The organism is Rufibacter sp. JT3400010 (assembly GCF_054956755.1).
Genome location: NZ_JBUDXA010000003.1, coordinates 59,283 through 81,858 on the forward strand (window position 1 = coordinate 59,283; position 22,576 = coordinate 81,858).

General features: G+C 49.4%; 13 protein-coding genes. 6 read left to right on the forward strand and 7 right to left on the reverse strand.

Features of this window, described 5'->3' with window-relative positions:
- Window positions 1-25: 25 nt before the first annotated feature.
- The 5 genes from ACY0JR_RS03765 to ACY0JR_RS03785 form a co-directional block, all read right to left on the reverse strand.
- Window positions 26-1,114: a glycoside hydrolase family 43 protein gene (locus ACY0JR_RS03765; protein WP_462632543.1), complete on the reverse strand. Its 1,089-nt coding sequence runs from the start codon at window positions 1,112-1,114 to the stop codon at window positions 26-28.
- A 66-nt stretch (window positions 1,115-1,180) separates the two neighbouring features.
- Window positions 1,181-2,338, reverse strand: a complete 1,158-nt coding sequence (locus ACY0JR_RS03770; protein WP_462632544.1) for a cellulase family glycosylhydrolase — start codon at window positions 2,336-2,338, stop codon at window positions 1,181-1,183.
- Window positions 2,339-2,566: 228 nt separating this feature from the next.
- The gene (locus ACY0JR_RS03775) at window positions 2,567-3,658 is read right to left on the reverse strand and encodes a glycoside hydrolase family 43 protein (protein ID WP_462632545.1); all 1,092 of its coding nucleotides are present in this window, start codon (window positions 3,656-3,658) and stop codon (window positions 2,567-2,569) included.
- A 69-nt stretch (window positions 3,659-3,727) separates the two neighbouring features.
- Window positions 3,728-5,263, reverse strand: coding sequence for a RagB/SusD family nutrient uptake outer membrane protein (locus ACY0JR_RS03780; RefSeq protein ID WP_462632546.1), 1,536 nt, complete (start codon window positions 5,261-5,263; stop codon window positions 3,728-3,730).
- A 34-nt stretch (window positions 5,264-5,297) separates the two neighbouring features.
- A complete protein-coding gene (locus tag ACY0JR_RS03785; RefSeq protein ID WP_462632547.1) occupies window positions 5,298-8,420 on the reverse strand; it encodes a SusC/RagA family TonB-linked outer membrane protein in 3,123 nt (1,040 codons plus the stop codon).
- 1,009 nt (window positions 8,421-9,429) lie between these two features.
- Here ACY0JR_RS03785 and ACY0JR_RS03790 point away from each other — a divergent pair.
- The 4 genes from ACY0JR_RS03790 to ACY0JR_RS03805 all read left to right on the forward strand — a co-directional run bounded on the left by ACY0JR_RS03790 (window position 9,430) and on the right by ACY0JR_RS03805 (window position 15,206).
- A complete protein-coding gene (locus ACY0JR_RS03790) occupies window positions 9,430-11,067 on the forward strand; it encodes a sodium/sugar symporter (RefSeq protein WP_462632548.1) in 1,638 nt (545 codons plus the stop codon).
- 93 nt (window positions 11,068-11,160) lie between these two features.
- Window positions 11,161-12,327: a galactokinase gene (locus ACY0JR_RS03795; protein WP_462632549.1), complete on the forward strand. Its 1,167-nt coding sequence runs from the start codon at window positions 11,161-11,163 to the stop codon at window positions 12,325-12,327.
- A gap of 39 nt (window positions 12,328-12,366) precedes the next feature.
- A complete protein-coding gene (locus ACY0JR_RS03800) occupies window positions 12,367-13,389 on the forward strand; it encodes a UDP-glucose--hexose-1-phosphate uridylyltransferase (RefSeq protein WP_462632550.1) in 1,023 nt (340 codons plus the stop codon).
- Between the two features lie 449 nt (window positions 13,390-13,838).
- A complete protein-coding gene (locus ACY0JR_RS03805) occupies window positions 13,839-15,206 on the forward strand; it encodes an MBL fold metallo-hydrolase (RefSeq protein ID WP_462632551.1) in 1,368 nt (455 codons plus the stop codon).
- Between the two features lie 450 nt (window positions 15,207-15,656).
- On the opposite strand, the gene ACY0JR_RS03810 is transcribed toward ACY0JR_RS03805, so the two are convergent.
- Window positions 15,657-17,195: a SulP family inorganic anion transporter gene (locus ACY0JR_RS03810; protein ID WP_462632552.1), complete on the reverse strand. Its 1,539-nt coding sequence runs from the start codon at window positions 17,193-17,195 to the stop codon at window positions 15,657-15,659.
- 936 nt (window positions 17,196-18,131) lie between these two features.
- On the opposite strand from ACY0JR_RS03810, the gene ACY0JR_RS03815 reads away from it, so the two are divergent.
- Window positions 18,132-19,286, forward strand: a complete 1,155-nt coding sequence (locus ACY0JR_RS03815) for a S8 family serine peptidase (RefSeq protein ID WP_462632553.1) — start codon at window positions 18,132-18,134, stop codon at window positions 19,284-19,286.
- Between the two features lie 615 nt (window positions 19,287-19,901).
- Window positions 19,902-20,075: a hypothetical protein gene (locus tag ACY0JR_RS03820; protein WP_462632555.1), complete on the forward strand. Its 174-nt coding sequence runs from the start codon at window positions 19,902-19,904 to the stop codon at window positions 20,073-20,075.
- Between the two features lie 86 nt (window positions 20,076-20,161).
- Here the strand turns inward: ACY0JR_RS03820 and ACY0JR_RS03825 are convergent, their stop codons facing one another.
- The gene (locus ACY0JR_RS03825) at window positions 20,162-22,531 is read right to left on the reverse strand and encodes a T9SS type A sorting domain-containing protein (RefSeq protein ID WP_462632556.1); all 2,370 of its coding nucleotides are present in this window, start codon (window positions 22,529-22,531) and stop codon (window positions 20,162-20,164) included.
- Between the last annotated feature and the right edge of the window lie 45 nt (window positions 22,532-22,576).

Sequence of the window (22,576 nt, forward strand, 5' to 3'; positions counted from 1 at the left end):
TACGTAAGTTCAAGCAAAGATGGTACTACTGTTCGCCGGAAGGCACCGGCACGGGAACCCCGGCCGGAACGGGTTGCCCGAAGTTGGGGTAACCGTCAGCCGTCCAGGTGAATTTCTGCATTCTGATGTCGCGCTGCCAGCCGGGAGTGGCAGATTTTTTGGCGTGGTACAGAATCCAGTCCTCAGAATTATCTGGCGAGGTGGTGAAACTGCAATGCCCCACTCCCAGCACCCGCTCCGTGCCCTGGAAAACCGGTGCGCTTGATTTTACCCAGTTTTGGGGCTGCATGGGATCAGACAGCGTATCTGCCAAGGTCAACTGGCCCAGCCGGTAATCTTTGAGCCAGGACTCGCGGGTAGAATAAATCAGGAACGCTTTCTCTTTTTTCTTCAGCAGCTCGGGACCCTCGTTCAGGTCCAGCTCGCCGCCCGTTTCCCAGGGCTGCGTGGGTGATGAAATTTTTACCCGGTTGGTGCTGATGGTCCAGGGATTGCTCATTTTGGCGATGTACAGATGTTGCTTGGTTCTATCCGTTAAGGCATTCTCTTCCCACCCCGACCAAGCGGCGTACAGTTGTCCGTTCAGGTAGAAAGGCGTCAAATCAATGGCCCATTTCTCAGAGCCCGGCTCGGCCAGATTATCGCCGGTGTACAGCATGCCTTTGTCTACGTACGGCCCAAAGGGGCTATCTGTGGAAGACTCCAGCACCCCAGACTTCTGGTGGATGAACGGCCCGCCCGGTTCTTTGCCAGCGGTGTAGTAGATGTACCACTTGCCCTGCAGGTAATGGATCTCAGGGGCCCAGATATTGTGCGCGTTCCAACCAGTGTCAGGCGCTTTCCAGACCGGCACCCGCTCCCCCAGTTTGGTCAGTTTAGAGGATTGGGACACGTAAATCCCTTTGTTGGAGGCTCCGCAGGAATAGTACACGTTCCCCACCTTCAATACCCAGGGATCAGCGCCTTCGGCGATAGGATTGGTGAAGAAGAGGGACTTGTTTGCAGTAGCGGTCTCCTTGATTTCGGGCGCAGGCGCAACGGTGCCGGTTTTACACCCCAGCAGCCATGCCTGGCAAAAGAGAACTACTAGAAGCTTACAATACCGTTGGTTCATTCTGCTTGTACACAGGTTTTACGCTTATTTTCTGGATACCAGCCTTGAAAGACAGGCTTTTGATTTTTACTTAGTGGAGGCGGCTTTCCCCGTCATACTTTTGATTAAATCTACTTCCTCCTGGCGGTAGGGCGTGCCGTCCTTCCTGAAAATGTCATGGAACCAGATGGTAGGTTCTGCGGTGTATTGCTTTTCCCAACTGTCCCAAGGGTAAATGGTTTGCGTTTTTCCGGCCACGAAGCCCCAGTTGATCATGCCTACGTTGTATTTTCTGGCAATGGGCAGCGAACTTTGAAAGGTGCTGCCGTTGGGCCGGGCCATGTACTCGGTGCAGATTATGGGCTTGCCGTAGCGCTGGAGCCAGACAATCCGTTTTTCCAGTTCCTGCGGGTTGTCATAGTTGTGGAAGGTGATGATGTCAGATTCCTCTATCATTACCTTCTGAATGGGGCTTAAACCTTGGTGCGTAGACCAGTCACCCGCCCAGACTGCCGCCGTCACCGGCTGCACCGGATTCACCGACCGCGCCCAGACGAAGCTTTTCTTCAACAAAGGCAACACGTAGGCCAGTTTATTGGGCAACTCCTGCTTCCCGTAGGCCGCTCCCTCGTTGAGGTTATAGGGTTCGTTCCAGATGTCCCAAGCCAGCACCCGTTGGTCTCTGCCGAATCGCCCTATCACCCCTTTCACGTACCTTTCCAGACGCGGATATTGGGTAGAATCTTGCAAACCCTCGTACCCCGGGCTTTGCACCCACCCGGAGTTATGCACGTGCGGCCGAGGCTCCCGCTGTTTCCCCAGCTTAGGATGCGGGTCCCACACCGAATCAAAAATCACCAGCATGGGTTTGATTTTGTGTCGCTGCGCGATGTTCAGGAACGTGTCCATTCTCTTCAAAAACCCCACAGAGTCTTGCTGCCAGAGCAGGTCATGCAGGTACACCCGCGCCGTGTTCATGCCAATCGCCTCGGCCCAGCCTAGCTCCCGATTGATGGTAGCGGTGTCAAAGGTTTCGGCTTGCCACATCTCCAGTTGGTTAATGGCGGTGCTAGGCGAAAAGTTGGGGCCTATCAAGAAGCCTTGTTTGCCATACCAGGCTTGGGCCTGCTCTTTAGACCATACGTCTCTAGGTTTACCGCCTTGTGACGCTACTCCGTTTCTAGCGCAGTTCTGGAAAAGCAGGCAGCAAACAAAAGCTATCAGGTAAAGTTTATTCCGTTTCATAGTTCAGTTTCTGGAACGTACACGCGTACAAGTGAGAAGCAACGTAGAGGTTACTTTGTTTTCTTTTATCAGGCACTGTTTTAAGCCTTATTTCAGGAAATCAGGCTTAAAACAGTTTCCTCCATCGGCTACCGCCGAAAACAGGCGCTTCTCTACTCTCCGTTTTCAGGCTGTTTTTACTAATTCCCCCTCAATTCATTTTGACATGACCTGGTGCAAACTAACGCATTATTTCACCTCTCCGGAAGGTCGGGTGATAGGCGTACCGGTTTTGACGGGTTCCCCGAAGTTGGGCGTACCGTCTGGGTTCCAGGTGAATTTCTGGATTCTGGGTGTACGGGTGTCGCCGCAGCCCTGGTTACTGGAGGAATTAGCGTGGTAAATGATCCAATTCTCGGTGCCATCTGGCGAGGTAAAGAAGCCGTTATGCCCCGGCCCGAACGCGTTGTTGGCTGATTTTGTAGTTAAAATAGGCGTGGGGGCTTTGATCCAGTCATCGGGGTTCATAGGGTTGCCGTTGTCGCGCAGGGTTAATCTTCCCAGAGAATAATCATCTGTCCAGCAGCCGCTGGCAGAATAAATCAGGAAGAGTTTACCGGCCGGATTTTTGATCACCTCGGGTCCTTCGTTCACCAGGCCGTTCATTTCCCAGTTGAGCGTTGGCCGTGAGATCATGACGCGGTCGCCTTCCAGGGTCCAAGGGTTGGTCATTCTGGCAATGTAGATCTGCTGGATGCCCGGGTCATTGAAACCCACCCAACCCGACCAGATAAAGTATAGCTGCCCGTTGTGCTCAAACACAGAACCGTCTATGGCCCATCTGTCAGTAGTAGGGGTGAGTTTTCCCTTGAATTCCCAGGTGCCGGTGGTGGGGTCTGCCGCTGCGTTTTCCAGCACGTACATGCGGTGGTTCACGTCATTACCGTCATCGGCGGCGAAGTAGATGTACCACTTCCCGGCTATCTGGTGTATTTCTGGGGCCCAAATATTTCTGGAGTATGGTCCGGTAGAGGGCGGGGTCCAGACGGTGGTAAACCTTTCCTTCTGCAACTGCGAGATAGCCAGCGTTTTGATTAAGCCAATTCGGTTGCCCAGGGTGTGCGTGTAATAATAGGTGCCCCCTTGCTGCCACACCCACGGATCTGGCCCGCTGCCTATCAGCGGATTGGTAAAAGTGGTGCTTGTATCTGGCGTTGGCGTTACCGGGGTTACCGGCTCGTCCTCACTGCCTTTGCATTGAGCAAAGAGCAAAACCCAGCCAATGAGCAGCCACACCTTTCCCTTGCCTGCTTTCATCTCACTTCTTCTTGCTCTCTTCATGTTGGTCATGCTCCTTAAAAAAAGTAGCGAGAAGGCTGCACGTGCAGCCTTCCCGCAGGATTCTTCAGCTTAGAAATTCTGTCGCAGATTAGGGTTGATGTCTATCTCGCTCTGCGGAATAGGCAGGTATTTGTCCCTGTTCTGATCATAGTTGTTGAATTCAGGGTCACGGGCTTTCAGTTGGTTCAAGCGGGCAGCATCGTCCAGGTAGCCCCACCGGAGCAGATCTAACCAACGGGTGCTTTCGCCGGTTAACTCTGTGATTCTCTCATGTTCCAGTTGCTGCATGAACGCCTGCTGAGACAAGCCCGGCCGAGCCACCGATAGCCGCGCCAACCCTGCGCGTTGCCGTACCCGGTCTACATAGGGGTAAGCCTCGGCGGTCCGGTTCAAGGCGTTCAGGCACTCGGCGTACATCAAGAGCACATCCGCGTAGCGAATCACCCTGAAGTTGATGGGTCCTTCAAAGGTCTCGTCCAGTCTGTGGTAGTCGTTCAGGTACTTCCGGTACCAGGCGCTCTGCATGAGGTTGTCTGGCACCAGTTGGTCAAACGTTCTTCCATAGAAGGTCCCCGGATTGCCATTATAGATGGCCGTGGCGTACAACCTGGGGTCAACGGCGTTGCTGGTGGTTCTCTCCTGCATGAATTCATCTATAACCCACCGGCGCATCTGAATGTCATTGAAACCTGCCTGCGGATCTGCCTGGTTTCTGCGGCCGGGGCCGAAGAAAGGCCCCCGTTGGTTGCCCAGGTTAGAGGTAGGCGCATCTTCATCTGTGGTAGACTGGAGGGCAAGGAACTGGACTTCAAAGACAGATTCTCTGTTGTTCTCCGTGGTATGCAGGAAGTTGTCACGGTAGTTAGGCACCAGATCATACAAGGTTCGGCCTTCGCCAGTAACCAACCAGCTAAACGCATCTAAGGCGGGCTGGTATTCCCGTTGCTGTAAATGCGCTTTCCCTAGCAGCGCATACGCGGCTCCTCTGGTGGCTCTGCCCAAGTTGGCGGCATCATAGGAAGGCGGCAGATTGGGAGCCGCTTCGGCTAAATCTCTTTCAATCTGGGTCCATACCTCCGTTTCAGTGGCCTGGTTGGGCAAGTCTGTCGGCTTAGAGGGCTCTAGCACCAAGGGCACAGACCTGAAAAGCGTGACCAGGTTAAAGTAATGCAGCGCCCTTAAGAACTTGGCCTCAGCCACATACCGCTGCTTCAGTGTTTCATCCATCTGGATGGCAGGCACATTGGCGATGACCTGGTTAGACCGGAAGATAGCCCGGTAGTGGTGGTCCCATATATTACGGGTGCCTTCAAAGTTTAAGTCTACCTGGGTAAAATCAATGGTACTGCGCAATTCTCCCCAACCGGTAGAAGCAAACCCATCATCTGACCGGGGGTTCAGGTACATCTGCAACCAACGCGCGTAGGTGCCATTTCTGTAAAATGCCCCGTAAACAGCATTCACCCCGGCCAGGGCATCGCTCTCTGACCGCCAGAAGTTCTGTTCGCTTATCTCATTGGGGTTTTCTATCTCCAACGTGTCTTCACATGCCATGGCTGCGCCAGCAAGGGTGAAGGCTACTATATAGTTGAGTATCTTTTTCATTTCTCAATAAACATTAAGTCAAGTACTAACATCCTTAAAACCCGAACTGAACACCCAGGGAATAAATTCGCAAGGCAGGATACTGGCCATTGTCTAAGCCGCGCTCAAAGATGTTAACCCCCACTATATCAGGATCCAACCCGGTGTATTTGGTGAAAGTGAACAGGTTCTGGCCGCTCAGGCTTACCCGGGCAGACTGCAACCCAATGCCCTGTAAAAGAGCCGGTGACAGGGTGTAGCCTATTTCCAGGTTTCTCAGGCGTAGGTAGGAACCGTCTTCCAGCCAACGGTCAGTGTCAGGTCTGGCATTGTATTGGATGCCTTCATCTGTGTTCCCGAACCCGATTCTGGGGTCTTCTGTATTGGTGTTGTTAGGCGTCCAGGGGGAATAATCACTGCGGTAAGAGGCGTTTTCATTGCCACGGTCTGTGTTGAAGCGAGGTCGGTTGTAGATTTTATTTCCGGCCACCCCGTACCACTGCATGGAAAAGCTGAAGTTGTTATAGGAAGCGTTCCAGACTAACCCACCTTGTATTTTAGGCCAGGGACTGCCCACATAGGTACGGTCTTTGTCTACATCCAACACTCCGTTGCCGTCCACATCTACGTACCGAATGTCGCCGGGCTTGGCCCAGGGCTGCACCCCGTGGGCGGCCACCTCTTCCTGGGTTTGGAAAATACCGTCGGTCTTGAGCACATACCACTCCCCAATGGCGCGGCCCACCTCTGTTCTGGCATCGCCAAACTGAATGTAGGTTCTTCCGGCACCCAAGTTACCCAGCTCCAGCACCTCGTTTTTGATATGGGTAAGGTTTACGTTCAGATCCCATTTAAAAGGATTCTCGGCGCTCCGCAGGGTGACAGAAAGCTCAACCCCCTTGTTCTGCAAAGAGGCGGCATTCACGGGAGGCGCACTGGTGGTACCGGCAGGGGCGGCGTTTCCGGTGGTCAACGGTACAGGTAGATTGGTGAGCACATCTTCGGTGGTAGAAATAAAATACTCAGCCGTTACGCTTAATCTGTTGTTGAGGAAAGAGGCGTCTACCCCAAAGTTGGTGGTTCTCTTCTCCTCCCAATGCAGGTCTGGGTTAGCTAACTGAATGTTGATCGCTCCTGGGAAGATCGTTTGCTCCGGACCAAAAACCGCTCTGGGGAAAGGACTAATACGCCCGAAATACTGCCAGGGCGAAAGCACCTCACTGTTCCCCAGCGCTCCGTAAGAGGCTCTCAACTTCAGGTCACTGACGGCTGGGAAAGTAAAGAACGGCTCCTCGCTTAAGCGCCAGGCCACCGACACAGACGGGAAGTTACCCCAGCGGTAATTAGGGCCAAACCGGGAATCTCCGTCTCTTCTGAACGAGGCACTTAACAGGTATTTATCGGCGAAGCTGTAGTTAACCCTCCCTAAATACCCCAGAATGGCCCACTCGTTGCGGAAACTACCCACAATGGGGTTGTTGCCCTGGTTTAGAACCGTGTAATACTGACCAGAGGAGTTAAACGGGAGGTTTTGCTTTTGGCCATAAATCTGGTCGTACCTAAAGATCTGGTTACTAACCCCAGCTACGGCACTCACGCTGTGCTCTCCAAACTTACGTTCAAAGTTCACGGTGTGCTCAAACAAGGTGGAGAGGAACTGCGCCCGGTTTTCATCTGCGGTGGCCAGCACATTTGGGGTACTTTGCCGGATTACACCTGGGCGGCGGAAGCCTCTGAAATTATCAAAGCTAGATTCCAGCCCTACGTTGAATTTGTAAGACAGGCCGTCTAGGATCTCAAAGGCCACAAAGGCGTTTCCTCTGGCTCTGTAACTGTATAAGTCCCGTTGCAACAGATTTTGCAGGGCTACCGGGTTTTCCCCGAAGGTATTAGCAAAAGTTTGATCCCCAATGGCCCATCCCTCTGGGTTACTGGGTCCCACATACCTGCTGCTCTGGATAGGCATAGTGGGCAGCATGCGCAGCATGTCCACCAACGGGTTACCTTCCAGGTAATCATCATGGGTATAGGAAAACAGGAAGAACTCTCCAAACGAGAACCTACCGCGTTCTCCCGTGGTGTTCACCCTGAAGTTAGCGCGCTCAAAACTGTTGTCAATGATAGTGCCTTTGTTATTGAAGTAGTTTCCAGAAACCAGGTATGTACCGGTGGCACTACCCCCAGAAAGACTCAGGTTATAATCCTGGGTAGAACCAGTGCGCATTAACGCTTCCTGCCAGTCTGTGTCTACGTTAGGGTCAAATTCTGTGGTAACGCTGGTCTGGGGTGTTGCTCCCACATTGGTGTAAGCCTGGCGGTTTAGTTCGGCAAACTCAGAGCTGTTTCTTAAGTCCCACCGTTTCCGGAACTGCTGGATACCTGTTTTCACGCTTCCGGCAATCTGCAGTGGCCCTTCCTTTCCTCTTCTGGTGGTAATGATGATCACGCCGTTGGCAGCCCGTGAACCGTAGATGGCCGCCGCCGAGGCGTCTTTCAATACCTGAATAGACTCAATGTCATTGGGGTTGAAGTCTGGCGTGGCATTGGAAAGCATGCCGTCAATCACGTACAGAGGCTCATTGGCTCCAAAAGTACCCGTACCCCTTATGTCAATCTTAGCTCCTGCCCCTGGCGCTCCGGTAGTTCTGACGGTAACCCCTGCGGCTAATCCCTGCAAGGACTCAGCCACGGTATTGGCGGTCACCCGGCGGGCATCACTGGCATTCACGACAGAAACCGCGCCCGTCAGATCTTCCTTCCGGATGGTCTGGTAACCGATCACCACCACTTCGTTCAAGGTTTGCTCATCTGTTTGCAGGGTCACGTTCACCGTGGTCTGGCCGGCAATGGGCACCTCCTGCGAAGAATACCCAATGTACGAGAAAACCAAGGTGCCATTCTCCTGTCCGGCTATCAGAGACAGCGTGTAGTTACCGTTGGCGTCAGTAGAAGCGCCGGTGCTGGTGCCTCTTACAATAACCGTTACACCCGCCAATCCTTCGCCTTGTGAACTCACCACCTTTCCTGTGATGGTTCTTCCCTGGGCATTTGCCTCATGCGTGAAAGTGGAGGCCAATAGGCACACCAACAGCAGATAAATCCACTGGCTCATTACCCTCCCTATCTGGGGAGGCTGGGTAACGTGAAGCCTTTGATTAATAGGTAAAATTCTTTTCATGTGTTAAGATTTAAGAATGAACAAAAGCAATCCTATGACAACTGAACATAATGGTGTTTATACTATCTACATAGCAGTTTATCTTAAAATATATTAATAATGGATTTCACTAGCCCGTATACGTTACAGATTTAATAACAGAGAAAGTTTAAGCGTTGTTTAGCTAAATATTACAATTTGTTTATAAAATATAAAATTGTCAATAGAACACTTCCTACATGTATCTTACCAGATTCATTTTCCAAAGTATTTACCCAATACCTATTAAAAGATAAATTCATGGATTTGATTAAGTTTCTGCTATATATTTACGTGATTGCCTTGTAGCATGAGCAGAACTATTTCCTTGTTATGACTGGAGAACTAAACATGAGGACCGCTACAGTTTAGAGCACCTTGGTTAAGTGTTCTTCTAGCAGTTCTGCTAGTAAGAATAAAAGTAGCCAGGCTGATGATAGGCCTTATGACTTGTATCCCTAAGTTCAGATAGGTTAATTGTTTGGGAAGTGCATACCCAAGTCAGGAGAAAGTTGAGGAAGGCTTCATCACGCACGGGAAGTTGTCCAGTGATTTTGGCCTCCTTTTCGCAAAACAGCACTTAAACCTACTTGGTAGTTCAGAAGTCCACTTTAGGGTGGAGGCGATCTCTGCTTTGCGAAGACTTCAGGCAATCAAAGAAAGAGACTGGAACAAGCCAGTAATTGGCGGGTTGGAAGTTCTTCTGGCGCGGACATTACCCTAGCCTAACTGTTTCTGTAAGCAAAATGCGTTTTTGGCATGAATTGGCTAATGCATTACTGCACCTTTAGCAGGCAGAAACGTACTTTCCTGCCTCTCCACAAAAAGCTATCCTTAGTTTGGTATTGATGCTTTGCGCAACAAAAACGGCTTTAAAATGAAAAAACAGTAATTTCTTGTCTGAAAGACACATAAAATACAATTAAAAATATAACTTCACCTTTTGCATACATCAACTTAAACTAACAAACTACTATTACACACTCCTACTATGGGCTTACAAACCATTGACTACATTGTCTTCCTGGTCTACTTCTTTATTGTCTCGGGGTACGGCTACTGGATTTACCGGTCGAAAAAAGAAGAAAAGATGGATTCCAAGGACTACTTCCTGGCCGAGGGTTCCCTTACCTGGTGGGCCATTGGGTCTTCCTTGATTGCATCAAACATTTCTGCGGAGCAGTTTATCGGGATGTCCGGTTCTGGTTTCGCCATGGGACTTGCCATCTCTACCTATGAGTGGATGGCCGCTCTTACGCTCATCATTGTGGCGGTCTTCTTCATTCCAATTTACCTGAAGAACAAGATTTACACCATGCCCCAGTTCTTATCTCAGCGATATAACGATGGGGTGAGTACGATTATGGCCGTTTTCTGGCTGTTGGTGTACGTGTTTGTGAACCTTTCCTCTATCCTATACCTGGGCGCCCTGGCTATTGAGACGGTTACCGGCATTGACTTTGATTACGCTATGTACGGTTGCGCCATCTTCGCTATCTTCATCACCCTGGGTGGTATGAAAGTGATTGGCTATACAGACGTAATTCAGGTGTTTGTATTGGTGCTGGGTGGTTTGGCCACTACGTATCTTGCCCTAGACCTGGTATCTGACCAATTAGGCGGTACTGGTGCCTGGGACGGTTTAGGCTTCCTGCGCAAAGAGGCCGCTGACCACTTCAGTATGATTCTTTCTGAAGGCGAAATCATGATCCCGAACGGCGAAGGCGGAACCCGCGATGCCTACATGGACTTACCTGGTCTTTCTGTTTTGATTGGCGGTATGTGGATTGTAAACCTGAACTACTGGGGTTGTAACCAGTACATCACACAGCGCGCGTTGGGTGCTGACCTGAAAACGGCCCGTAGCGGTCTTATTTTTGCTGCCTTCTTAAAACTGATGATGCCTGTTATTGTGGTATTGCCCGGTATTGCCGCGTATGTATTGCACAAGAACGGTTTGTTCCAGACAGAAATGGCGAATGAAGCTGGTCATATCATTCCTGACCACGCGTACCCGGTATTGCTGAACTTGCTGCCTACTGGTTTGAAAGGGTTGTCGTTTGCCGCCCTTACAGCCGCTATTGTAGCTTCTTTGGCGGGTAAAGCAAATAGTATTTCTACCATCTTCACCCTGGACATCTACCGCAAGTTCTTCAACAAGAACGCTTCTGAGGCAAGATTGGTGAGCTTCGGTAAAATCACGGTAGTGGCTTCCTTCATTATTGCCATCTTGGTAGTACCGCAATTGCGTAAACTGGACCAGGCATTCCAGTACATCCAGGAGTACACCGGCTTTATTTCTCCGGGTGTATTTGCCATCTTCTTCCTGGGCTTCTTCTGGAAGCGTACCACGTCTGCGGCGGCCTTAACCGCGGCAGTATTAACCATTCCGCTTTCTACCTTCCTTAAGTTCCAGTTTCCTGAGATTCCGTTCCTGGACCGGATGGGTATTGTGTTCGTGGTGTGTATGGTGCTGATGATCATCATTACGTTATTGGATCCTAAGAGCAAAAACAACCCTAAAGGGCTGGAGATTGATTCTTCTATGTTCAAGACTACCACCACCTTTGCCGTATTGTCTGTACTGATCTGCGGTATCTTAGCAGCCCTTTACATCTCTTTCTGGTAAGAGATACCTAATCAAAAGCATCTTAATTACGTTTACCTCTAAAGGCACAGCATTTACTAAAGTGCTGTGCCTTTAGACCTTAAAGCAGAAACCATGGTTGAAGACATTGTAGCTAAATTCAAGGAACTATATAAATCAGAGCCGGTAGTAGCTCGTTCGCCGGGCCGCGTAAATTTGATTGGCGAGCATACAGATTATAATGAAGGCTTTGTGCTGCCCGCCGCCATCAACAAAGAAATTTACTTCGCCCTGGCACCCAACGGCAGCAACACCATGCGGGCATACTCCTATGATATGGAGGAAAGTGCCGAGTTTGATCTCAACAACGTGCAGCGTACTGATATTGGCTGGGCTAATTACCTGTTGGGCGTGGTGGCACAGCTGCAGAAAGCCAACTATGAAGTAAAAGGATTTGACTTAGTGTTTGGGGGAAATATTCCCATTGGCGCAGGTCTTTCCTCTTCCGCAGCGGTGGAATGCGGACTTGCCTATGCCTTGAACTATCTGTACGCCTATGGCATAGAACGCTTTGACATGGTGAAGATGGCCCAGAAGGCCGAACATGAGTACGCGCTGGTCATGTGCGGCATCATGGATCAGTTTGCCAGCATGTTCGGGAAGCACAATCATGTGGTGAAACTGGACTGCCGTTCCCTAGAATACCAGTACTACCCTTTCAACATCACAGATTATCGTATTGTGCTCTGCGACACGCAGGTGAAGCACTCGCTGGCCTCCAGTGAGTACAATACTCGTAGGCAGGAGTGTGAAACCGGTGTAGCCCTGCTTCAGAAACTCTACCCGCAGGTGAATAGCTTACGCGATGTAACCGAGCAGATGCTGGAGCGCCACAAAGACGAGTTTGACCCAGTGGTGTATCGCCGTTGTCTGTACGTAGTGCAGGAAAACCTGCGCGTGGAAGACGCCTGCCTGGACCTGGAGCGTGGAGACCTGGAAGCGTTTGGGCAGAAAATGTTCGCCTCGCACCAGGGTTTGCAGCATGATTACGAGGTAAGCTGTCCCGAGCTGGATTTCCTGGCCGACAGAGCCAAACAGTCTGATGCCGTACTGGGTGCCCGCATGATGGGCGGTGGTTTTGGGGGTTGCACCATCAACCTGGTAAAACTGGACAAGCTGGACGAGTTCACCCGCCAGATGACCCAGGCTTATCAACAACAGTACAACATTGCGCTCAAGACCTACGTGGCCGAGATTGTGGACGGCAGCAGTTTAGTCCCTACAGATTTCTCCAAGAAATAGCCAATCTCTACCCTCTTCCATTCCTTACCTCTAGAAACTATGAATTCATTTGATATTACAGAACACTCGCACCGCCGCTTCAACCCACTGCTGGGCGAATGGGTACTGGTCTCTCCGCACCGTTCCAAGCGCCCCTGGCAAGGCCAGCAGGAAACTACTGAAAAGGACACCCGTCCCCAGTACGATCCCACTTGCTACCTTTGCCCAGGCAACGTGCGTGCCAACGGCGAAAAGAACCCGGATTATCCTTCCACCTTTGTGTTCGTGAACGATTTTGCGGCCTTACAAGCTGAAAGTCCCTCCGGCTCCTTCTCCAATGGTATGCTCAGAGCAGAAAGCGAGCGTGGTATCTGTAAAGTGATCTGCTTCTCGCCCCGCCATGACCTCACCTTGTCTGACATGGAGACCTCTGAGATCAAGAAAGTGGTGGATTTGTGGCAGGAGCAATACCAGGAACTGGGCGCCATGGAGGAGATCAGCTACGTGCAGATCTTCGAGAACAAGGGCAGCGTGATGGGCAGCAGCAACCCGCACCCGCACGGCCAGATCTGGGCCCAAAGCTCCGTACCTGGCGAACCCGCCAAGGAAACCGAACAGCAGGAAGCCTACTTCCAACAGAACGGCCGCAGCCTGCTCTCTGATTACCTAATCCAGGAGCTGGAGGAGAAAACCCGCATAGTGGTGGAGAACGAACATTTTGTGGCGCTGGTGCCCTTCTGGGCTGTGTGGCCGTTTGAGACCATCGTGATCCCTCGCCGTCACTTCGGGCACCTGGGTCAGATCACGGAAGAAGAGAAACTCGGCTACGCCGATATCATGAAGCGGCTTTCCTCTATCTACGACAAGCTTTTCAACACCTCCTTTCCGTACTCGGCGGGTATCCACCAGGCACCTACTGATGGCAAGGATTATCCCGGCTGGCACCTGCACATGCACTTCTACCCGCCGCTGCTCCGTTCGGCCACGGTAAAGAAGTTCATGGTAGGCTACGAGCTTATGGCAGACCCCCAGCGCGACATCACCCCAGAGAGCGCCGCCGAGCGCCTCAGAGGATTACTGTAAGTTTGTTTTGGGTCTGGTTTCTGTAGATCAGGCGCTAAACAGCACTTCATCACAATTAAAGTAGAAGCCCTTGAATGATTGTCATTCAGGGGCTTTCACTTTTTTCATCTTTTGAAAAGGGCAACCACCAAGAATTACCCTACATTAGAATTCACACGGATATCCAGATCACTGGTGCGAGCGTCCCGCTCGTGTCCGCACGCATTGCTGAATACACCTCTTCGTCTTCCCCTCTTTGTCATCCTGAAAGGACCTTGTAAGCGAACGGCAGCAGCGCTTACTTCAAAGCCTTTCTAGTTCGCCCACAAGATCTTTTCAAGATGACAAAGAGGTAAAGTACATTGCATCTCTTTTCGTCCTGTTTTTCAGAAATCAGCCCCAAAACAAATTTCCTGTATCTGAAAAGGCTGCTGCCCGTACAACCTCCACCTATTCAGACGTACTTTTCTATGACCATATCTTTTTACGGAGCGGCCCAGACCGTGACCGGCAGCAAGCACTTAGTAACCTTAGAAAACGGAAAACGCATTCTGCTGGACTGTGGCATGACCCAGGGCATGGGCGACAAAACCGAGGAACGGAACCGCTCCTTTGACTTCGAGCCCGAGAACCTCACCTGCCTCATTTTGTCGCACGCGCACATTGACCATTCTGGCCTGATCCCTTTGCTGGTGCGCGAAGGCTATACCGGCCCTATTTACGCCACCCCACCTACCCTGGAACTCTGCAAACTTTTATTGATGGACAGCGCCCGTATTCAGAGCAGCAACGGAAACAGCAGCACTACGCCCCTCTACACCGAGGAAGACGCCGAGCAAGCCCTTCAACAATTCGTAACTGTACCGTACGACGAGCCTTACCAGATTGACGAAGACATTGAACTGCTCTTCACCGACACCGGCCACGTGCTGGGCAGCGCCGCTATCAACCTCCGGCTACAAGATGATGGCAAGGAGCGCACTCTGTGCTTCAGCGGTGACATCGGGCGGTTTGCGAACCGGATTCTGAATCCGCCGCAGGCGTTTCCGCAGGCCGAGATCATCATTTGCGAGTCTACCTACGGTAACCGCGTGCATGACAGCCTGGAGAACACTGAGGAACGTTTGCAGAAGATTGTGCAGGAAGTGTGCGTAGAACGGCAAGGCAAACTGTTGATCCCTGCGTTCAGCATTGGCCGTACGCAGGAATTGATTTACTCCTTGAACTATCTAGCCGAGGAAGGTCGCCTGCCAGATGTGAAGGTATTTGTAGATAGTCCACTTTCGGTGTACGCCACCGATATCATGCGCGATAATCCGCAATATTTTCGGGACACCATGCAAGAATACATCAAGGATGACCCCGATCCATTTGGGTTTCCGCAGCTGACCTATATCACGGAGGTGGACGACTCCAAGGAACTAAACAAGATAGACGAACCTTGCGTGATCATTTCGTCCTCGGGCATGATGGAAGCCGGGCGCATTCAGCACCACCTCAAAACCAACTTATCTGACCCCAACAGCGCGGTGCTTATTACCGGTTACTGCGAACCGTCTACCTTAGGCGGCAAACTCATGAACGGCGCGGAGAAAGTCTACATCATGGGCGACGAGGTGGAGGTGAAAGCCGAGATGATGATCATGAAGGAATACAGCGCCCACGCAGATTACGGCGACATTGCCAAATTCCTTCACTGCCAGGACAAAGAGCAGATTAAACGCATCTTCTTGGTGCACGGCGAAAAATCTGTGATGGGCCAACTGAAGGACGATTTGACTGAGTTGGGCTATCAGAACATCGAGATCCCAGAATTCCGCTTGTCTTACGTGGTATAGACTTTCATCTTCAAAAGCAGCAAAGCGTTTCGGGGCAGATAATGACAAATCTGCCCCGAAACGCTTTGCTGCTTTTTGCTTATTCCTATATTCTAACGCTTTCCGCTGGCGCGAGCCTCCGGTTCGTGTCCGCACGCATTCCTACGTGTGCCTGTTTCTCGCTTTTCAGAAATGCTATTTTCTACCCTGGCCAGCAGGAAACTCCTCTTTCCCCTTTGTCATCTTGGAAAGATCTTGTGAGCAAACTAGACAGGCTTTGTAGTAAGCGCTACTGCCGTTCGCTCACAAGATCTTTCCAGGATGACAAAAGGGGCGGCAACGATGATCTCCAATGCGTGCGGACACGAACCGGAGGCTCGCGCCAGCGAGATCTACTTCGCAAAAAGAGCGCGTTCCAAGCTTATCTTCTCCAAAACAGGCTTAAAATACAGCTTACTCCTACTACCTAACTCAGCCTCTATCCGTTACAATAGCATAGTGTGGGTCTTCCAGAATATTCACATCAATCACCGCATCGGCGTTTTGGAGGAGGAGACGGCAATCTGGGCTAAGGTGCCGCAGGTGCAGTTTTTTACCGGCCTTGTGGTAGCGTTCGGTTAGTTTGTTCAGTGCCTCAATGCCGGACATATCGGCTACGCGGCTGTCTTTGAAATCTATGATCACTTCCGCTGGATCACCCTGCACATCAAACTTCTCGGTAAAGGCAGCCACCGAGCCGAAGAACAGTGGCCCGTATAGTTCATAGTGCTTCACTCCGTTTTCATCTACGTACTTTCTGGCTCTTATACGCTTAGCGCTTTCCCAGGCGAACACCAACGCGGAGATAATCACGCCAATTAAAACCGCCAGCGCCAGGTTGTGCAGCCAGATGGTAATAACAGCTACCAAGATGCCTACAAACACATCATGCCTCGGCATTTTGTTGATGATTCTAAAGCTGATCCACTCAAAGGTGCCAATGGACACCATCACCATTACGCCCACCAGAGCCGCCATGGGCACCCGTTCTATGAAAGGAGCCCCTACCAAAATGATGACCAGAATGGTAAGTGCCGCAATGATACCCGCCAACCTGGCCCTCGCGCCTGCCGAAAGATTCACCAGCGTCTGCGCGATCATGGCACAACCACCCATACCGAAGAAGAAGCCGTTCAAAAGGTTGGCACTGCCTTGCGCCATGCTCTCGCGGTTTCCGTTGCCGCGGGTTCCGGTTATCTCATCTACCAGGTTCAGCGTGAGCAAACTTTCGGTGAGTCCCACGCCGGCCATAATTAAGGCATAGGGGAAAATCACTTGTAGGGTGTCTAGGTTAAAAGGAATTTGGGGAATATGAAACGGCGGCAAACTGCCACTCACGGAGGCAATATCTTTGACCACTCTGGTTTCTATCCCGAAACCCATTACAATACCAAACACTACCAGTATGGCTACTAATGAAGGAGGCACCGCTTTGGTGAACTTAGGCAATACCAAAATAATTGCGATGGTTACCGCAACCAGACCCGCCATGATGTACAGCGGAGCACCCGTGAGCCAGGTGGTTTCTCCGTTTACCACCGTCTTGAACTGCTCTACCTGCGACATGAAAATGATGACCGCCAACCCGTTCACGAAACCGAACATCACCGGCTGGGGCACCAACCTGATAAACTTGCCTAGCTTGAACAACCCTACCAAGATCTGCAGAATACCGGCTAAAGCCACCGCTGCAAACACGTATTCAATACCATGGGATTGCATCAAAGCAATTAACACCACCGCCGTAGCACCAGCCCCACCTGACACCATGCCTGGCCTTCCGCCCAACACAGCAGTTACCAGCCCCATGATGAAGGCGGCGTATAAACCCATCAATGGCGGGAACCCGGCTAAAATGGCGAAGGAAAGAGACTCCGGAATCATGGTCATGGCTACGGTAAGCCCGGCCAAGATTTCCTTTTTATAATCTACTCTCTGGCTGAAGTCAAAGAGGCGTAAATAAAGCTTCATTCTTGAAAATCGATAGTTAGGAAATAGATGCACCGCTGCGTGCTACCAACAAAAGCTTGGAACACCATTAGCAGCATTGAAACATGAGAAATAGAAGGACTGGCGCCCAGAGTAGGAACATTCAGGAAATGGCCTCACGGTGGAGTGAGCGCTATAAATGGAAATGGATTTACCATAGCTGATGCAAAAGTACTAATTTTCTCCTATACAGCTAACCTACTAAAAAAGCATCTATCAAGCGAGAAAGGGTTGCTAAACCGCTTATAACACTGTTTCAAGAATGATTTTTCTATAATCCCCAACCAACTTCACGCTGTGCTTCTTCTTCAAGACCATACAGAAGTAGCTTTCTGCAGCCAAAACAAGATTAAAAAAGCGCATATTAACATATAATTGCTTGAAAATAAGAGCAATAACCCAAACCGTCATATTTAGACTGCCTATTGCTTAAAATTTACCCTCTTTAAACATATTAAGATAATCAAATATAAATATGTTAATATATGTTCAAACATTTTTTAGCTTAATTTATAGATAATAACAAAATATTATTATATTGCTGCCAGTAAGGACATCTTGTTACTGTAATTTAATTATATCCGTTCTGAAAAGGGTTATAAATAAATATGAACAAGACGTTCAAACAGCCGAAATACGCAATAAACAGGTGTGCATATTCAAAGTAAACGAATGGCTCCTTTGGTACTAGCTCATCATCTCTCCTCAACCTCTTGCATTACCCTCGTTTTTGAGGCAGGGACAGGCTTTGATAAGAATTTGCTTCTCTTTAAGCACATTAATCCTTCAAGGGTTTGCAGCAAAGGAGAGTCAATCTTTTATCAGAACCAAGTGAACTATATCAAGAAAGCGTCGGTTACGGGAAAGTGCACCCAAAGGTTACACTAAAATCTTTTTGACCCACAAAAATTGTAATTCATGAAATCACCTAATTTCAAAAAAGCTGTCTCTTTCTTCGCTCTTGCCTCTGTTTTCTCCATGGCTGGTTGTCAGAAAGATGAGCTTTTAGAAGAAACGGCTCTTGCGCCGGCATCTCCTGCCACCACGTCTAATGCTGTTGACGGCAAATACATTGTTGTATTGAAAGATGGCACCACTGCTTCTAAACAAGAGATAAGAGATCGTTTACTCTCAAAATTAGGCATCAAGCGGGAACGCATCAGTGACATGTTCAACGGAACTTCTGATGGCTTTACCGGTAACCTCAGCAAAGATGAGGTGCAGCAATTAAAATCAGATGAGTCTGTAGCATACGTGGAGCCTGAGCAGGCAGTTATGTTAGGTGACGCGTCAGGCACTACCTCTTCTTTTTCTAACCAGACTATTCCTTGGGGCATTGCCCGCGTGGGTTATGGTGACGGTACGGGTAAGACCGTGTGGGTGATTGACTCAGGCGTGCAGTCTAACCACCCAGACCTGAACGTAGACAAAGCAAGAAGCAAGTCTTTCATCACTGGGGTTTCCTCATGGGAAGACGGATACGGCCACGGTACTGCAGTTGCCGGTATCATTGGCGCAAAAGATAACAACGAAGGTGTAGTTGGGGTAGCCGCTAATGCTTCTATTGTGGCGCTGCGGGTATTTGACGATGCTGGCGCCGGTACTCTTACCCGCATTTACTCAGCGCTGAACCACGTGTACAAAAACGGCAAGCCCGGCGATGTGGTGAACATGAGCCTTCGGGTAGCTGCCTCCTCTTTGCTGGATGACCTGGTGAAGAAAACGGCTGCCCGCGGTATTTATGTAGTAGTTGCCTCTGGTAACAGTCACATAGACTGCAAAGCCGATTCTCCTGCCCGCGTAATCAACTCAAACGTATACGTAGTGTCTAACATGGATTCTTACGGAAACCTTCACCCAAGCTCTAACTTCGGCAGCTCCGTTAACTTCTCTGCCCCAGGCACTAACATTCTTACCACCTGGAAAGGTGGCGGATACACTACTGGAAGTGGAACCTCTTACGCTGCTCCGCACGTAGCGGGTATTCTAGCCCTTACCGGCGGAAGCGTACACTCTCAAGGTGTAGTAAGCAACGATCCAGATGGTAGACCAGATGCAATTGCAATCAGATAACAAAATGTTTTGCCCATAAACAGAAAGGCCCGTCTTGCAGACGGGCCTTTCTGTTTATGGGCACTTTCTGTACTTACACGCCTTTCTGGGCAAAGTGTCTGCATTATTCAATTGAGCCATGGAATTAAACGGCTCTCTTTCTGAATTGACTTAGTAAGACGTAATACCAAATCGTCTAAACTTACTTTCATAAACACACTACGGTAATGATTCTTTAACAAACCTCACAGGCCTTGAAGACTTGCGAGGCTTTAACCAATGAAAAGTGGTTTATGCGATTTGACATAAGTCGCTCACCTCCCTTTCCAACCTCTTTTCCAGAAAAAAGGGCCAAAACAGACAAGTCACTTCTCCTATTTCTGACAAGTGCTTCTGTAGCTGAGGCTCAACTACGTCATCAGGAAAATAAGCTCCTGCATAACGGTTTGGCTCGGCTTCTTCATTGAGGCAACCATAGACGCAAAGTATTTTAAGCAATTCGGCTTTAGCCGAACCTTCCGCAACCCTTTCAGTCTGCTTGTTGTATTCAACCTTTTTGTATGAAACACAGTAACATTATAGCAGATGGTTTTATAGTATAAACCGATTCATTATAACTGATTTAAACTTATAGACATGAAAAATTTACAAGCATACTTTTTTGCGTTCATGCTACTGATCACCATGACGCTCTCCGGTTGCGATCTCATTGGTGACATTTTCGAGGCTGGCATGTGGATGGCCGTTATTATCATTGTAGTAGTGATTGCCTTGGTGCTGTGGCTGCTCCGCAAAATCAGGGGTAGGTAGTTTACCTTCATTTTAACTGAAACAGACCTAAAACAGCAAGGCCACCTAAGTAGGTGGCCTTGCTGTTTTAGGCAAAGGAGTTTACCTTATTGTTTTATCACGCGAAGCGTTTCTTTGGTAGTACCTGTCTGCACCTGCACCAGATACACACCTGCTTTTTGGTCTGCTAGATCAAGCTCTACCGGTGAGCCTGACACCAGTTGCACTTGCTTCTGAAGCACTACTTTACCTGCACTGTGGAAGACTGTGATAGTTGCAGTTTCAGAGGCACTGGAAACTTCCAGGCTTACTTTACCGGTTGGAGTAGGGTTGGGATAAGCTGCTACTTTCACCTGCATTTTAGATGCGGCATTAGCCGGGGTCACAACTACTGTTTTAGAGTACTCGAAGGCTCCGTCTATATCTGTTTGCTTCAAGCGAAAATACTGGGTCTTGGTTGGGTTGGCATCATATACCTCTTGGCTGTAAGTAAGTGCTACCATGCTGTTTCCGGCTCCTTTTACTTGTTTCCCTACCGTTTGGAACGTTATACCATCAATGCTTTGCTCAATAGTGAAATGGTCATTATCCTTCTCAGAAGCGGTGGCCCAGTTCAACTGAATTTGCTGATTTACGCGTTTTGCCTGGAAAGACGTCAAAGTAACGGGCAGCGGTGTTGGGGTTGTACCCTTGGCACTTTGGCCCGAGATCGCAAACGGAGAGAAAGAGGTGATGTCTGTACGGGTAAGGGAATAAACGCCATCTTGCAGAACAATCTTGGCAGCACTTCCTTTATCCCATTGCTTGTTGTGGTAGTGCATCAGGAAAGCGCTTTCTGGGATAGTGGCACCAGCAGGCATGTCTGCGGCAGTCCACTGCAAGGTCATTTCCAGGTTTGTGCCACCCACTACTCCTTCATCCACAATCCAGGTTTTACCTACCATCTGGTTGTTGTCATAAGAAAGGCCATTAGGCACGTTCTGCTCATAGGCGGTGTACACGCCATCAATTACTCTAATGCTGAAGGTATCTGCCACGCTGCCTGTTTTCAGTTTCAGCTTCACTGGCAATGCTTTGTTGTCATAGCCTACCGGGAAGATGGCACTGTCACCAGGGGCTAACTTTGTTTTTAAACGACCTTTTCCTTTGGTTGTGATGAAGCTTTGCGCATCAAATAGAACGGGCTGCTTGTTGTCACCCATTACCAGGTCAAAATCACCCAAATCTAGTTTTGAACCATTTTTCAACTCTAACTGACCCGTAATCAAAACTTTGTTGCTTAACTTTTTAACGGCTCCTTTGTTATCAATTCTAAGGTTTCCGTACTTACCAGCTTTTATTTCGCTGCTATTTTCTTTGTAAATAATAGTACTGGTGGCGTCTACATTTCCAAGAGTAGGCAATATCTTACTATCGAAATTAACGATAGCCAAAGCCGCCACCTCAACGTTTACATCCTCTAACTGAACGTTTGCAGGGATGGTGAACTCAATTGGCAACCCGGTACCTATGACAAGTTTAGAACTAGCAGGCAGCTTAATGCTTTTGGTAAGTTCAGGATTGCCAAACAACGGGCTTTGTATTATGAACACCTGGTTAGGATCTGAGAACGAGGTAGGCGCCTCTCCAGCACCCGCCCATCCGGTTTTGCTATAGATCGGGTTGGTATTCCAGGCAGACAAATCACTCAGCTCACCTCCAAGCCAAACACTGCTATAGAATATTTTCTTACCAGTACTCACCACCACTGGGGCAACAGTCTTGAACTCTTCTGTTGTTAATTTGAAATTATCAATAGCCAGAAGATCTTTGCCACTACTCACGGCATTTACCCACCGAATGGTCAACTCTTGGTTTGCTTTAAGAACAACACCTTCCAAACTCTCTTTAACCAGCTTCTGGTTTGCAGTTAAGTTACCGTTCAAAATGACATTTCTGTTTGAAGAGACAGGCCCCCGCAGCGCAGCAACCGGATTCCAGGCACCAGTGGTACTTCCTCTTTCATTGATGCGGAACTCCATAGTAAGGTTAGAGACAGATGATCCATCAAACCATTGCTGCAGCACAAACTCAAGCCCGATGTTGGTCAGAGACTTACCGGTAGCGTTATGGAACCGTACTTTGTAGATGAACTGGTTGTAGGAAGAGGCAAATCCGCCTAGGCTACGATTGTCATTGTAGTCATTGGAACCATAGCTTTTCAGACCTGCAGTAGTAACATCTCCGTCCGTGATCTCAATAGTTGTGGTATTGCTGTTTCCTAGCTGAGCACTCCACCCAGGAAGCGTTCCTTCATTTTCCCACACTCGGGTATTGTTTACTCTATATTGAGCCTGTGGCAGGCTATTGAAATTTTGGGTATAAGAAGTACCAATAACATTGATTGGAAGTGACTGAGCAACCGTGGCAGAAACCCCTGCTATAAACAAGATGCTTGCCAGAAGGATTACTTTTAGATTGTGTAAAATTGCTACCATACCTTTATTGCTTTTTGATTTATATCAATATTGTATTTACTACTG